The organism is uncultured Acetobacteroides sp. (assembly GCF_963667355.2).
Classification (GTDB): domain Bacteria; phylum Bacteroidota; class Bacteroidia; order Bacteroidales; family ZOR0009; genus Acetobacteroides.
This window is the reverse complement of sequence record NZ_OY763328.2, coordinates 1,870,614-1,884,626: the sequence shown is the minus strand read 5'-3', so window position 1 is coordinate 1,884,626 and position 14,013 is coordinate 1,870,614. Positions and strand designations below refer to the sequence as shown.

General features: G+C 55.0%; 12 protein-coding genes. 10 read left to right on the top strand and 2 right to left on the bottom strand.

The window, feature by feature from the left end:
* Positions 1 to 307 precede the first annotated feature (307 nt).
* The 5 genes from ACHZA1_RS07800 (at position 308) to ilvD (ending at position 8,688) form a co-directional block, all read left to right on the top strand.
* Positions 308 to 3,280 carry a DUF2723 domain-containing protein gene (locus ACHZA1_RS07800; RefSeq protein WP_320054675.1) on the top strand — a complete coding sequence of 991 codons (2,973 nt, stop codon included), beginning with the start codon at positions 308 to 310 and terminating at the stop codon, positions 3,278 to 3,280.
* A gap of 3 nt (positions 3,281 to 3,283) precedes the next feature.
* Positions 3,284 to 3,898 carry a polysaccharide deacetylase family protein gene (locus ACHZA1_RS07795; protein ID WP_320054674.1) on the top strand — a complete coding sequence of 205 codons (615 nt, stop codon included), beginning with the start codon at positions 3,284 to 3,286 and terminating at the stop codon, positions 3,896 to 3,898.
* Between the two features lie 270 nt (positions 3,899 to 4,168).
* A complete protein-coding gene (gene purD, locus ACHZA1_RS07790) occupies positions 4,169 to 5,434 on the top strand; it encodes a phosphoribosylamine--glycine ligase (protein ID WP_320054673.1) in 1,266 nt (421 codons plus the stop codon).
* 11 nt (positions 5,435 to 5,445) lie between these two features.
* Positions 5,446 to 6,441, top strand: coding sequence for a DUF6427 family protein (locus ACHZA1_RS07785; RefSeq protein ID WP_320054672.1), 996 nt, complete (start codon positions 5,446 to 5,448; stop codon positions 6,439 to 6,441).
* 417 nt (positions 6,442 to 6,858) lie between these two features.
* Entirely contained in the window at positions 6,859 to 8,688 is a 1,830-nt protein-coding gene (gene ilvD / locus ACHZA1_RS07780) for a dihydroxy-acid dehydratase (RefSeq protein ID WP_320054671.1), read from the top strand.
* A gap of 213 nt (positions 8,689 to 8,901) precedes the next feature.
* Here the strand turns inward: ilvD and ACHZA1_RS07775 are convergent, their stop codons facing one another.
* Complete coding sequence (locus ACHZA1_RS07775; protein ID WP_320054670.1) at positions 8,902 to 9,468, bottom strand: hypothetical protein; 567 nt, start codon at positions 9,466 to 9,468, stop codon at positions 8,902 to 8,904.
* A 2-nt stretch (positions 9,469 to 9,470) separates the two neighbouring features.
* Here ACHZA1_RS07775 and ACHZA1_RS07770 point away from each other — a divergent pair, with 2 nt between their 5' ends.
* Together ACHZA1_RS07770 and ACHZA1_RS07765 are read left to right on the top strand one after the other, a co-directional pair.
* The gene (locus tag ACHZA1_RS07770) at positions 9,471 to 9,593 is read left to right on the top strand and encodes a hypothetical protein (protein ID WP_320054669.1); all 123 of its coding nucleotides are present in this window, start codon (positions 9,471 to 9,473) and stop codon (positions 9,591 to 9,593) included.
* Positions 9,594 to 10,235: 642 nt separating this feature from the next.
* On the top strand, positions 10,236 to 11,030 hold the full coding sequence (locus tag ACHZA1_RS07765; RefSeq protein WP_320054668.1) for a DUF6261 family protein: 795 nt from the start codon (positions 10,236 to 10,238) through the stop codon (positions 11,028 to 11,030).
* 33 nt (positions 11,031 to 11,063) lie between these two features.
* Here ACHZA1_RS07765 and ACHZA1_RS07760 read toward each other — a convergent pair whose 3' ends face one another.
* Positions 11,064 to 11,597 (bottom strand): DNA-3-methyladenine glycosylase, encoded by a 534-nt coding sequence (locus ACHZA1_RS07760; RefSeq protein WP_320054667.1) that lies wholly within the window; start codon positions 11,595 to 11,597, stop codon positions 11,064 to 11,066.
* A 73-nt stretch (positions 11,598 to 11,670) separates the two neighbouring features.
* On the opposite strand from ACHZA1_RS07760, the gene ACHZA1_RS07755 reads away from it, so the two are divergent.
* The 3 genes from ACHZA1_RS07755 to ACHZA1_RS07745 all read left to right on the top strand — a co-directional run bounded on the left by ACHZA1_RS07755 (position 11,671) and on the right by ACHZA1_RS07745 (position 13,935).
* On the top strand, positions 11,671 to 12,063 hold the full coding sequence (locus ACHZA1_RS07755; RefSeq protein ID WP_320054666.1) for an Hpt domain-containing protein: 393 nt from the start codon (positions 11,671 to 11,673) through the stop codon (positions 12,061 to 12,063).
* A 172-nt stretch (positions 12,064 to 12,235) separates the two neighbouring features.
* Positions 12,236 to 13,447 (top strand): glycosyltransferase family 1 protein, encoded by a 1,212-nt coding sequence (locus tag ACHZA1_RS07750; RefSeq protein WP_320054665.1) that lies wholly within the window; start codon positions 12,236 to 12,238, stop codon positions 13,445 to 13,447.
* Positions 13,448 to 13,473: 26 nt separating this feature from the next.
* Positions 13,474 to 13,935 (top strand): response regulator, encoded by a 462-nt coding sequence (locus ACHZA1_RS07745; RefSeq protein WP_320054664.1) that lies wholly within the window; start codon positions 13,474 to 13,476, stop codon positions 13,933 to 13,935.
* Positions 13,936 to 14,013: the final 78 nt, after the last annotated feature.

Sequence of the window (14,013 nt, the reverse complement as noted above, 5' to 3'; positions counted from 1 at the left end):
TGACATGACCTCATGCAAGGGCTTCAAATCAGTTTTTGGTGCTTGCATGACCTCATGTAAGGGCTCCAAATGGTTTTTTGGTGCTTGCATGACCTCATGCAAGCATAAAAAATGGATTTTTCCCCCTTGCATGACCTCATGCAAGCAATTTGGCCCAGCTCCCCCGCTGGGCCGATCCCCCATCTTCCAATAACAGCTATTTACTGCTATTCGACCTGCAAAAAGCGGCCATTTGTCGGAACGGGTAGGTGTGGGTTGCGGCGTAAGGCTTATCTTTGCACGGCATCGTAAAACTATCATCCTGCATATGCTTAGAAAGCTGGAGCTAGATCGGATTCTTTCGGTCCTAGCCTTTACCCTTTCGCTGGCCGTTTACCTGCTAACCCTCGAGCGAACCGTTAGCCTTTGGGACTGCGGCGAGTTTATTGCTGCCGCCAACGGGCTACAGGTGGGCCACCCGCCTGGGGCGCCGCTGTTTGCCATGGTGGGGCGGCTGTTTGCCGCTATGGCCCCCAACGCGCAGAGCGTTGCGCTGTTCGTTAACGCCTTTTCGGCGCTGGTTAGCGCGCTTACCATACTCTTTCTCTACAAGTCGGTGGCGCTTCTCTTCGATATCACCCTAAAGGATGAGCTGCGGAAGAGGTGGATCGCCCAGCTGGCCGCCTTTGCTGCCGCCATGACCTTTGCCTTTACCGACACCTTCTGGTTTTCGGCCGTCGAGGCCGAGGTGTACGCCTTCTCGGCGCTGTTTACGGCGGTATGCTTTTGGGCTGCGCTCAAGTGGTACACCACCGAGGAGGGCAACATCAGCTCGCGCTGGCTGATCCTTATCGCCTACCTGTGCGGGCTATCCTACGGGGTACACCTGCTCAACCTGCTCATACTTCCAGCCATCAGCTACCTGGTAATCTCCCGATGCTACCACCTCACTTTTTGGAAGAAGGTGCTGGCCGTGGTGGCTAGCTCGCTGGCCGTTGGGCTGGTGCTCTACTTCTTTGTACCGTTTTTGCTGATGCTGATTTCGGGCGTCGAACTGCTGTTCGTTAATCGCATTGGGCTGCCCTACAACACGGGGACGCTCACGGGCGTTACGCTGATCTTCGCCGCCTTTGGCACCGGCATCTGGTACTCCTACCGGAAGGGGCACGCCAGGGCGATGACCTTCACGCTCAGCTTCGCCCTCTTCACCCTCGGCTTTGGCAGCTACGCGATGGTGCTCATCCGCGGCACGCAGAATCCGCCGATGAACCAGAACCAGGTGGACAACATCTTCAGCCTAAAGTCGTACCTCGACCGCGACCAGTACGGCGAGTCGCCGCTGCTCTACGGTCCCTACTACTCGGCTCCGGTAAAGGAGGTGGTCGACGATAAGCCCATCTACGTAAAGATCGATGGCCACTACGAGGTAAAGGGCTACACCCAGAAGAAGAAGTACTACGCCTCGCACTGCACCTTCTTTCCCCGCATCTACAGCGATAATCCCGACCATATTGCCGACTACCGCAGCTGGGCGATGATCGCCAAGGAGGATTCCGTTGCCTACGCCAAGCAGGGCGGCAAGGTGCTAAAGGCCATCAAGCCCACCTTTGGCGATAACCTCACCTTCTTTGGCGGCTACCAGATGTGGTGGATGTACTTCCGCTACCTGCTGTGGAACTTTGCCGGACGGCAAAACGATATACCCGGACAGGGCAACATCCTAAACGGAAACTGGATTAGCGGCATCCCCGTTCTCGACAACCTGCTGCTGGGGCCACAGGATGCGCTACCCGATTCGTACAAGAGCAACAAGGCGCACAACCGCTACTTCCTCATCCCGCTTATTCTCGGATTTTTGGGGATGTTCTACCAGTCGAAGCGGCACGAGGATGCCTTTCTGAGCACGCTGCTGCTCTTCTTCTTTACGGGGATTGCCATTGTGCTGTTCCTGAACCAAACGCCCGGTCAGGTGCGCGAGCGCGACTACGCCTACGTGGGCTCGTTCTACGTCTTCGCCATCTGGATTGGCTACGGGCTGGTGTATCTGGCAAAGAAGCTGGAGAAGGTAAAGCTCGCCAAGCTGCAGGCTGCCGTTGCGGTGGCATTCCTAGGCGTTCCAACCTTGGTGCTTGCCCAAAACTACGACGACCACGACCGTTCGGGTCGCAGCATCGCCCTGAACTATGCCAAGAACTTCCTGAACAGCGTTCCCACAAACTCGCTGCTGATGGTTTACGGCGATAACGATACCTTCCCGCTCTGGTACGCCCAAATGGTGGAGGGCATTCGTCAGGATGTAAAGGTGTTTAACAGCAACTACATGTACACCACCTGGAATCCTGTTCAGCTCGCCCAGAAGACCTACACCAACGATGCCTTTAAGCTGCGGGGTAAGGATATCTACGCCCTGCCCAACGAGCTGCGCTATGCGGTTTGCAAGGATTCGGCCATGCCGCCGGTGCCGCTGCACGTTGCCGTGCCTCAGCTGCTATCGGAGTATCCCGACAACCGCGTTGACTCGCCCTTCAGCGATGGCCGAAAGGTGCACTACCTTCCCCAAAAGGTTATCATACTACCGGGACTAACCGCCATTGATTCGTCGAACATCTACCTTGCCAACAACCAGCTCATCACCCGCGACCAGCTGGTGTACCTCGATATCATCAGCAACAACTACCTCTCGCGATCCATTAGTTTTGCGCAGACGGTACCTCCAGGTGGCTATAAACTGATAAAGAATCATCTCTTTAGGATAGGACTTAACAACCAGCTGGTAATTTGCCCTGCCGATAGCGCCGAAAAGGTGAGCCGCAGGGCCACCATAGCGTCGTATAGCTACCTGATGAAGGGCTTTACCGCGGATAAATTCGACAAGTCGAGCTACTACGACGATTTCAGTAAGCGCCTCGTGTCGGGCTACCGTGTTGCCTTCATCAAAACGGCCAAGAGCCTCCTGGCGATGGGCGATACGGCACGGGCCTCAGCGCTCACCGATCGATGCCTCAAGGTTATTCCTGTTGATATCATTCCTCTAGGATTTCGGCAGGGCGAAATGGTCGATCTGTTGCTGACGCTCAACAAAGATGTAACGGCCCGTAAGCTGATTAACTACCTGATGAAGGATAACCTGCAGTTGCTTACCTTTATCGGCAAGCTGAATTCGTACCAAAAGAGCTATGTCTTAAACGAAAAAGCGTTAGCTTTGCAGAATCTGAATAGTATGGCCAAAGCAGCCAGGGAGCACGGTGACACCGATGTAGCCCTGAAGCTCGAGTTGGCAATTGCCCAATACGACAAGTAGCCTATGTACTTTAGACCGCCAAAATTTTTAACGAAGCTCTTCCCCAGCTTCATCTGGAGTTTCCCGGATGAGACAGATTCCGTATTCCTCACCTTCGACGATGGTCCCAACCCCGAGGTAACCCCGTGGGTGCTGGAGCAGCTGCGCAAGTACAACGCCAAGGCAACGTTCTTTTGCTTGGGGAAAAACGTGGAGATGTACCCCGAAACCTTTAAGATGATTCTCGACGAGGGGCATGCCGTAGGCAACCATAGCTATAGCCACCAAAAGGGGTGGAGCATGAGCGTAGGCAGTTACATTCAGGATATCGATTTGGCCGATGCCTTAATACACTCTACGCTGCTTAGGCCACCATACGGCCGCGTGAAGCCTTCGCAGGCAAAGGTGCTTGCCGAGCGCTACAAGATTATCATGTGGGACACGCTTAGCCGCGACTACAGCCGCACGCTATCGCGCCGAGGCTGCGCAAACAACGTGATCAAGGTGGTACGCCCCGGCGCCATCATCGTATTCCACGATTCGTTTAAGGCCGAGAAGAATCTCCGCTATGCCCTTCCCCGTGTTCTCGACTACATCCAGAACGTGAAGGGGTATAGAATGAGGAGCATTGAGTATTGATACCGTAGAGACGCGATTTATCGCGTCTTAGAGAAGCTAGAGATTTAGACAAAGGCAGCCCCAAGCGCCTGATCCCCTCCTTGGAGGGGTAGGGGTGGGTTGGGGCGCAAATAGAAAAGGGAATTTGTTTAAGGAGAATGTTGGGTTTGTTTAACCCACCCCCTGCCCCCTCCCAAGGAGGGGATAAAGTGCACCTAAGCAGATTTTGTCTACCATCTAACGTCTAATATCTAGCATCTAAAATTAGCATACAACGATAAAACCTTTACGATGAGAGTTCTTTTATTGGGTTCAGGTGGAAGAGAGCATGCCTTTGCCTGGAAGATTGCACAAAGTCCGAAGCTAACCAAGCTCTTTATTGCACCTGGTAATCCAGCCACTGCAGCGCTTGGCGAAAATGTGGCCATCAGCGCCACCGATTTTGACGCCCTAAAGGAATTCAGCCTAAAGGAGCATGTCGATATGATTGTGGTTGGCCCCGAAGATCCACTGGTAAAGGGTATATACGACTACTTTACGGGCAACGAAGCCACCAAGCACATCGCCGTTATTGGCCCATCGAAGCTTGGGGCCGAGCTCGAGGGCAGCAAGTCTTTCTGCAAGGCCTTTATGGTACGTCACGGCGTTCCAACAGCTGCCTACCAATCCTTCACAAAGGAGACATTGGCCGAAGCCTACCAATTTCTCGAAGGGCTTAAGGCTCCTTACGTGCTTAAGGCCGATGGCCTAGCAGCGGGCAAGGGTGTGCTAATCATCGACGACCTGCATGAGGCAAAGGACGAGCTCGCCAAGATGTTCGACGGTAAGTTTGGTGCAGCCAGCAGCCGAGTGGTTATAGAGGAGCACCTTAAGGGAATCGAGTGCTCGGTGTTCGTGCTTACCGATGGCAAGTCGTACAAGATACTTCCCGAAGCTAAGGACTACAAGCGCATTGGCGAGGGCGATACCGGGCTAAATACCGGCGGTATGGGTGCCGTTTCGCCAGTTCCATTTGCCGATGAAGCTTTCATGGAAAAGGTACGGACCCGTATTGTGGAGCCTACCATACGGGGGCTGCAAAAGGATAACATCACCTACAAGGGCTTTGTCTTCATAGGGCTGATGAACGATGGCGGCGAGCCAAGCGTCATAGAGTACAACGTGCGCATGGGCGACCCCGAAACCGAGGTGGTGCTTCCCCGCTTGGATGCCGACATCCTCGACCTGTTCGAAGGTGTTGCCAACGGAACGCTCGACAGCAAGTCGTTTGGCATAAAGCCAGAATCGGCTATTACCGTGGTATGCGTGTCGGGTGGCTACCCCGAAGATTATGGGAAAGGCTACCCCATCTGCCTTCCAGCACAGTCGGACAGCATCATCTTTCATGCTGGAACCACCACCAAGGATGGGCAGCTGGTAACCTCGGGGGGGCGCGTGCTTGCCGTAACCTCGTTGGGCAGCAGCAAGGAGGAGGCGTTGGCTAAATCGTACGCCACCATCGCCAACATCTCCTTCGAGAAGAAGTACTTTAGGCGCGATATTGGTCAAGACTTATAATTAGCGGAGTCATGCTGGTTAAATTTTTTCGTAAGGATACCATTCAAGTTTATGCAACGTTTGTCGTAATATCCGTAGCGCTTTGGGTTAAGTCGCTTATGGGGATTGGCGAGTGGGAGCCGCTCCGAACCCTTGAGTACGGAACCCCGGTGGAGCTGCTGATTAACCGATTTGGCATTGCCTTCCCCATGCTATCTTCCACTCTGGCTTTTGTGGTAGGCATTGTTGTTATCTTAATGATGCATCGGCTCAACAACCGATACATCTTTATGCCTCAGCGTAGCGTTATCCCGATACTGCTCTTTGTCGTCATCAGCTTTTCGTTTATCTCGCTGCAGCACCTTACAGCGGCACTTGTTGCCATGCCGCTGCTGATTCTGTCGCTCAACAGCATCTTTGCCTCGTACCGAAAGGACTATGCCGAGGGAGAATTCTTTCTTGCCTCCTTCTTTATTGGGCTAGCATCTATCGTATACCTGCCATCGATGGTCTTCATCCTGATGGTGATCTTTTCGATACTCGTTATGCGTCCGTTTAGCTGGCGCGAGTGGGTTACCATGCTGGGTGGGCTTATCGTTCCGCTGCTGTTTCTGGTAACCTTCTACATCTTTTTTGATGACGACGCGCTGGAGCACCTGCGCATGTTTGACCCCTCGAAGGTGATTGCGGCAATTCCCAAGAAGATGAACAGCTTCTTTGGCTACGGATTCCTGGCGGTGCTCACCGTTGCTGCCATATACGCAACCTTCTTTATCATTAGCTGGGTTGGCACGCAGAAGGTTCGCACCAACAAGATATTCCTCATATTCTACTCGATGATTGCGATTGGCGCTGCTGCCTACTTTGTAGTTCCAACGGTTTCGAAGGAGATTATGCTGATCGTATCCCTGCCGCTGAGCTACATCCTAGGGGTGTTCCTCACCTTTACCCGGCGCACCTTTATTGCTGATGCCATCCTGATGGTCATTCTTACGCTTACGGTGCTGCTGCAGCTCTTCGTGGAGTAATCGACCCGCATTACAATATTTACCGTAGGGAGGAACAGGCCGATGCTTGTTCCTCCTTTTTTTATCGCAATATCAACCTAGAAGGCGAAACGGACCTATCGCAGATGGTTTGATGCTCCATCGTACATCACGCTGAACTATTTTAGCAGAATTGGCAAATGCTGTTGGAAATCATCAGGGTGCTACAGGATAATCCACTGCTAATTTCTCTTAACACCCCTTTTATTTGGCGGTGGGATGCTTAATTTGCGGTTATCAACAATATCCACATGAGCAATTATCCTACCATTCTCCCCATTCTAGTGGTGCTCGTCATTAAACCAGTGGCGGTGTGAGAACGGTGTGTGGTTAACGATATCACGAGCCTTTCTCACACGCTGAGGGAGGCTCTTTTAGTAAAGAATAAACACTTTTCCGATGAAGATTAGCTTACGAAGCGAGACGTCGACGCAGGGGCGCCGCATGGCCGGAGCCCGAAGCCTATGGCGTGCAGCCGGCATGAAGGAGGAGCAGATAGGCAAGCCTATCATAGCCATTGTTAACTCGTTTACCCAGTTTGTGCCCGGGCATACTCACCTGCACGAGGTGGGCCAGATGATGAAGCGGCTCATCGAGGAGCAGGGGTGCTACGCTGCCGAGTTCAACACCATTGCCATAGACGATGGCATTGCCATGGGTCACGATGGCATGCTCTACTCGCTGCCCTCGCGCGATATCATTGCCGATAGCGTGGAGTACATGGTAAACGCCCACAAGGCCGACGCCATGGTGTGCATCAGCAACTGCGACAAGATTACCCCCGGCATGCTGATGGCCGCCATGAGGCTGAACATCCCCACCATCTTCGTATCGGGTGGGCCGATGGAGGCGGGCAAGTACAAGGATAGAAAGTACGACCTGGTTGATGCCATGGTGATGGCCGCCGACGATAAGGTGGCCGCCGAGGATATCGATGCCATAGAGCGATCGGCCTGCCCTACCTGCGGATCGTGCTCGGGCATGTTCACCGCCAACTCCATGAACTGCCTGAACGAGGCCATTGGCCTAGCGCTTCCCGGAAACGGAACTGTGGTGGCTACCCATATCAACCGAAAGAGGCTATTCGAGAAGGCCGCCAAGCTCATCGTCGAGAATACCTGGAGGTACTACCGCGATGGCGACGAGCGGGTGCTACCTCGCAGCATTGCCACGCGCGAGGCGTTCCAGAACGCCATGTCGCTCGACATTGCCATGGGCGGATCGACCAACACCGTGCTGCACATCCTAGCCGTTGCCCACGAGGCCGAGGTCGACTTCACTATGGCCGACATCGACGCGCTATCGCGCCGCGTGCCCGTGCTCTGCAAGGTGGCCCCCAACACGCCCAAGTACCACATCGAGGATGTGAATCGCGCCGGGGGTATCCTCGGAATCCTTGGCGAGCTGGAGCGTGGTGGGCTTTTACACACCGACGTTCCGCGTGCCGATGGGCTAACGCTGGGCGAGGCCATCAACCAATTTGATATTATGCGCCCAACGGCCTCTGCCGAGGCCTTCGAGCTGGCCAAGAGCGCCCCTGCTGGGGTAAAGAACCTGGTGATGGGGTCGCAGGACTGCACCTGGGAGCCCGATAGCGATCGCGCTGAGGGGTGCATCCGCAGCATAGAGAACTGCTACTTCCGCGATGGAGGCTTGGGCATCCTCTTCGGCAATATCGCCAGCAAGGGGTGCGTGGTGAAGACGGCTGGGGTCGACCCCTCCATCTTCCAGTTCGCGGGGCCAGCTGTGGTGTGCGAGTCGCAGGAGGAGGCGTGCGAACTGATCCTTGGCGGGCGAGTAAAGGCGGGCAACGTGGTGGTGATCCGCTACGAGGGTCCCAAGGGTGGCCCCGGCATGCAGGAGATGCTCTACCCAACATCATACTTGAAATCGATGGGCCTTGGCAAGGCTTGCGCGCTGATTACCGACGGCCGCTTTTCGGGTGGTACCTCGGGGCTATCCATCGGTCACGTATCGCCCGAGGCGGCCAGCGGCGGCGAGATTGCCCTTATCCGCGATGGCGATATCATCGAGATCGACATCGCCCAGCGCTCCATCAGCGTAAAGATTAGCGAGGGCGAGCTGATGATCCGTCGCATCGAGGAGGAGGCCCGCGGAAGGAACGCCTACACGCCCCACAGCCGCAACCGTACGGTGTCGAAGGCGCTGCGCCAGTACGCCCACTTCGTTTCCTCGGCCGACCAAGGTGCCGTACGATTGATCGACTAGAACCGCATCCGCATATACCGTAAGCCCCTCCGAAGCGTACGCTTGGAGGGGCTTTTTCTTGCGATGGGCGTTCCCCATCACTAGCCGATTGCGCCCCTTCGGGGCTAGTAGGATGCTTGTAATACCTAGCCCTGTAAGGGCGTTATCTAGTAGCGCGGGGTAACGCCCCGCGCGTATTTATTACGATTTCTGCCAATCGTAGGCGCTGCATCGTTAACCGATGGCCTCTTTCTGCTGTAGCCTATGCCAGCTTGGCTCAGACACCTTGATGTCGTGCGCTTGGTTGCTGGCCGATGCGCTTAGGAACAGCTGGCTCCTGCGCTTGTTGTACGCCTCTATCTCCGAGAGCAGGGAGTCGCGGGTGGTGCACTTCCATATCGCGAAGATCGCCTGGGCACGAAGCACCCGGACTTCATTCTCGTACTCCACGATGGGCGTATCCTTCTCGGAGCTCCAAAAGCGGCTGTCCTTATCCACCGTGTAGCCAATCATCTCTTCGTAAAGCGTGCTGTTGTGGCTATCCTTGAAGAAGTACACAACGAGGTGCTCAATTTCCGCATTGGCTCGTTCACGGTCCTTGTCCGATAGGTTTTTTGATGTGATCTTGAAGTCGGTGAGGGCGAGCATCCGATTTAGGGTGGCGAGCGACGAAAGGTCTTGGATCTGCTGTTTCTTCTGGCTGTCCTCCTCCGTGCTGCTTGGCAGCCCAGCAGCCTCCTGCCGAATGCCTACGAGGGCAGTTCCTACCAGTAGAAGTGCGAAAATGTGTTTTAGTGTCATGTATGCTGAATGATTTATTCGGCGAATATGGTGCATTCTTCTCAGAAATAGAAATGGCGATGTGGCTGCCCTTTTTTGATGGAGATATTCCTCGCCATATCGCGATGGGCGTTACCCATCGCTAGCCGATTGCGCCCCTTCGGGCTGTGTAATGGATAGCCCCGAAGGGGCGTAATCCGGTAGCGTGGGGTGTAGCCCCGCGCGATGAGTACGCAGCCCCTCCATCCGTTGGCCGCACCCCACCGCGTTGGTGCGGCCAAGTAGGCAGCATCCAGCTGCAGCTTACCCTGTAGGTGTGCAAGGTGAAGATCCACCGGGGTACTCGTGCTTTGCCAGCCTGCAAAATAAAGAACCCTCGGGGTCTTTATTTCTTATCGACGTGCAAAATGAAGATACCCCAGGATATCGAAACTTTGCAGGCTTGCAGAATGCAAATACCTTGGGGTACTTTCATTTTGTCGATATGCAAAGTAAGAATACCCCGAGGAACTACCATTTTGTAGATCTGCAAAATATAGAAACCCTGGGTTTCTTCTATTTTGTAAGGCTGCAAAGCACGAATACCCTGAGGTATCATCATTTTGCAGTAGTGCAAGGTGGAGGTACCCCGACGAATTTCGGCTTGGCAACGATTGGCAATTGAAAAAAGTTTACAATCTTTACGTTCAGCGCCGTTAGCAAGCCCACGACAGCCGCTTGGGGTGTTACCGCCACCTGAAGGAATCGGCCCAAGCGCGGAGAGATATTAACCTAACAATCGTTTTCGTATGGTACGCATTACATCGTTCAACCTAAAGAAGCTGCACCGGAGGGAGCTCCGATCGCTGGCCATGTTTGTCACCGATAGGGTGGAGGTGCTGCTGCCGGGCAGCCACATTCCCAGGGCCATGGTGGAGCAGCTTCAGGCGGCCGGGGTGGTATTCGACGCCTCGACGGGGCCCGATACCAACCCGCTGGAGACAAAGGAGCAGCATGCGCTCTATGCCCTATGCGTGGCCTCGTCGCGCGAGCTACGGGGGCTGGTGGAGTCGGCCCTGCTGCGGAGGCAGGAGGATTTGCAGAGGGCGGGAAGGATGGTGCTTAGGGCCATTAAGCGGCGGGCTAAGAACCCGCGACGGCTGGCGATACCCGTGGGGGTGGAGGCCATGCGCCAGCTCGCTAACGACGTTAGGGAGTCGCCCGAGCTGGCCGCTGCCGTTGCCGCCATCGGCGCCACCGAGGTGGTGGAGCGGATGGAGCAGGAGGCCTCTGCGTGCGGCGCCTACTGGACGAAGATCCGCGACGGCAGGGCTGGCGGCATCTCCAGCATGGAGGCCACGCGGCGGCTACGCTCCGCGCTGAGTAGGGTGTTCCGCTACCTTAACTCCATGGCCGACTACGATGCCGAGGTGTGCAAGACCATTGCGGAGATCAACGCGGTGGCCGAGCCCTTTGTGGTTACCCTCAAGAGCCGCGCTACCATCAGGGCGAAGAAGAAGAAGGAGGCCGAGGAGGCGCCGAAGCTGGCGGACGTGCTTCAGCAGCAGCCATTGGAAGATGCCGTGCCTACTCAGGTAGGGTAGGCCATCGGCCCACAATTAGAACTGATACCGCTGCTACAGCGTAAACCGCCAGTGGATATCCCGCCACTCCTTGGCGGCGTAGCCAATGCCAATTCGGGGCGTGGTCTTATAGTACCCCACCGTGGGGGCATCCTCTATCCATAGCCGCTCGGAGGTGGCGAGATCCTCGCCGTAGAACGATTTATCCAATGCCAGCGCCTTGGCAAGCTTTCCCGGCCCATTGTACGCTCCGGCTCCTCGTATGAGGATGGCCTCGGGGAAGTCGTGGCTGCCGGTAACCACGTTCAGCATCCAGTACATTCCGTATATTAAGTACATGTACACCACGCCGCCCTGCTGGTACATCACCGAGTTGCGGGCGGTGCGGCCAAAGCGGGCGTGGCAGGCCAAGTCCTCCTCGCCGCGGTAGGCCTCCACCTCGTTAATGGTTAGGCGCAGCAGGGTGCCATCGTCGAGCCGCCTGACCAGCGGCTTCCCCAGCAGCAGGGGGGCAATGGTGAGCACCTCCTGCTGGTAGAATTCTCTGGCGAGCCTGTCGGGGTTCTGTTGGATATCCGAGCAAATCATCAGCTAAAATTTGAACTATTAAAAGTAAGTAAAGTTGTACTTATATCAAGTACCACTTATAAAACCAGCTCTAATGCTTTACGATTTATCCGACCTACATCGCTACTCGAAGGGCGATAGCGGCTTTGAAGGCGACCTGCTTCAGGCTTTTCTCGATCAGGCATCAGCGTTTATCAGCCAGGTTAACGGGCTAACGGCTTGCAGTAGGCTGGCCGAGGTGGGCAGGGCTGCGCATAAGTTTCGCTCGTCGATCTCCTTTTTTGGGATGGAGGCGATACGCGCCGAGCTGGAGCTGCTGGAGGGCTGCTGCAACGAAGATGGCCGTCAGGAGCACGCCCTGAAGCTCTACTTCTCGGTAAAGGCGCAGTTGCAGCAGGTGATCCCCAAGATAGAAAAGGAGCGAAGGCGCTGCAGGCAAGCGCAGAGCCGAGGCTTGCTCCCATTGTCCAACAGTAAGAATGGTTAAATAATGGGTGAGAAAAAGGGAAAGTAGCCCATCAGCTTGTTTATGAATGAAGATTCTGAACCATAAAGAGTGAGGTGGCAAGTGCCGTGAGGCGTAGGGATGCTTCTGCAAGAAGCTTGGTAGGTAGAGGGCACTTGCCCATTTCACTTTCTAGAAGGAGTAAAAGCCACTTATGAGTAGCAACAAATCGAGTAGTAGAGAGCCCCAAGAAAGGCTGCGGATAGCCATCGAAGCGCGGCGCATATTCAACCCCTACAAGCGGGGGATGGATGTGGTTGCCCTGGAGATGATCCGCCAGCTGCAGCGGATGGATACCTATAACGAGTACTTCATCCTTACCCGAAAGGATGCGGATGTGTGCCTCTCCGAAACCGCCAACTTCCATATCGTCTACCTAACGGGATTTTGCTACCCCGTGTGGGAGCAGCTGTCGCTGCCCAAGTGGGTGCGGCGAAATAAACCCGATATTCTGCACTGTATGTCGAATACTGCGCCGCTACATGTTCGGTGTCCGCTGTTCCTTACGCTGCACGACCTCGCTTTTCTAGAGCGTAACGTCGGCACGTTGCCCCAGCGCTTGGGTAACATCTACCGCAGCATGGTAGCGCCGAGGGCTGCCCGTAGGGCTAAGGTGGTATTTACCGTATCAAAATACCAAAAGGAGAGCATCAAGCAGCGGCTCAGGCTACCCGACGAAAAGGTAAAGGTGGTTTACAACGGCGTACCCTCCCGTTTCTTCGAGCAGGCACAGCCCGATTTGAGGTGGGAGGTACAGCAAACCTACGGCCTGCCCAGCCGCTTCATCCTTTTTCTAGGAAATACGGAAACCCGAAAGAACCTGAAGGGGGTGCTATCGGCATACGCCATGCTGCCTGAGATGATGGATGAAGACATCCCCGACTTGGTAGTAAGCGGCGTTACACCACGACATCTTGCTAAGGTGCTTCGGCATTTAGGGCTGGCATCAGCGGCACCTCGGATAAAGGAGGTGGGCTACATCAGCGCAAGCCACCTTCCGGTGGTGTACCAGATGGCGGAGATGCTGCTATTCCCATCCTACTCGGAGGGGTTTGGGCTGCCAATTATCGAGGCAATGGCTTCGGGCATACCCGTAGTTACCTCGAATGTTACCGCCATGCCCGAGGTGGCTGGCGATGCTGCGCTGCTGGTGAGCCCATCGCTATCTCCGAATATTGCCAAGGCAATGGAGCTGCTGCTTACCACCGTTACGCTACGCGCCATCCTTGTACAAAAAGGATTGGAACGGGTTAAGCACTTCGGCGGACCAGAGCAGGCGCAAAAGGTGCTAAGCAGCTACCTGTGCTTGGGGAATAGCGCTGTGGCGAGTGGTTCCCCTGAGGATGCAAACCATTATGCGAGGTGAAACCATACGGATAAATATCAATACAGATGAAGCAGGGGAGTGGTGAGGCAAGATATTGTAGCGCGATTAGAGCGGGAAGGGTAGAGCTTGCCTCGTTTACAGAGGTTGAAAGGCATACGGTTTCCATACTCGTTGCCGAGGATAATGTCATCTACCAAAAGCTGATGCAAAAGCTCTTATCCTCCTATGGCTATTCCGTCCGCATAGTAGATAATGGGGCCGATGCATTGCAGGCTCTCGAAAGTAGCCGGTACGATTTCGTATTCATGGATCTGCAGATGCCCGTGATGAACGGGCTGGAGGCCACCCGTCGGATCGTCTCGCGCTTCAAGGATCGGCGCCCCGTGATTATTGCCATGACGGCGAGCTCGCTTGGCGATGATAGGAATGCCTGCTTCGAGGCCGGTGCCGACGATTACGTGTGCAAGCCTATCCTGAGCGAGACTCTCGTGCAGCTGATTGCCAAGTGGCATAGGGTGGGGGCGTAATGCCATGGCTTGCTATCCTGATGAACCCCTCTGGCGATAGCCTAACCTACCTCTGGCGATAGCCTAACCTACCTCTGG

Coding starts and splice junctions, on each gene's coding strand:
- ACHZA1_RS07795 (WP_320054674.1), top strand. CDS start 3,284: ATGTACTTTAGACCGCCAAAATTTTTAACGAAGCTCTTCCCCAGCTTC.
- ACHZA1_RS07785 (WP_320054672.1), top strand. CDS start 5,446: ATGCTGGTTAAATTTTTTCGTAAGGATACCATTCAAGTTTATGCAACG.
- ACHZA1_RS07775 (WP_320054670.1), bottom strand. CDS start 9,468: ATGACACTAAAACACATTTTCGCACTTCTACTGGTAGGAACTGCCCTC.
- ACHZA1_RS07765 (WP_320054668.1), top strand. CDS start 10,236: ATGGTACGCATTACATCGTTCAACCTAAAGAAGCTGCACCGGAGGGAG.
- purD (WP_320054673.1), top strand. CDS start 4,169: ATGAGAGTTCTTTTATTGGGTTCAGGTGGAAGAGAGCATGCCTTTGCC.
- ACHZA1_RS07745 (WP_320054664.1), top strand. CDS start 13,474: ATGAAGCAGGGGAGTGGTGAGGCAAGATATTGTAGCGCGATTAGAGCG.
- ACHZA1_RS07800 (WP_320054675.1), top strand. CDS start 308: ATGCTTAGAAAGCTGGAGCTAGATCGGATTCTTTCGGTCCTAGCCTTT.
- ACHZA1_RS07770 (WP_320054669.1), top strand. CDS start 9,471: ATGCTGAATGATTTATTCGGCGAATATGGTGCATTCTTCTCAGAAATA.
- ACHZA1_RS07755 (WP_320054666.1), top strand. CDS start 11,671: ATGCTTTACGATTTATCCGACCTACATCGCTACTCGAAGGGCGATAGC.
- ACHZA1_RS07760 (WP_320054667.1), bottom strand. CDS start 11,597: ATGATTTGCTCGGATATCCAACAGAACCCCGACAGGCTCGCCAGAGAA.
- ACHZA1_RS07750 (WP_320054665.1), top strand. CDS start 12,236: ATGAGTAGCAACAAATCGAGTAGTAGAGAGCCCCAAGAAAGGCTGCGG.
- ilvD (WP_320054671.1), top strand. CDS start 6,859: ATGAAGATTAGCTTACGAAGCGAGACGTCGACGCAGGGGCGCCGCATG.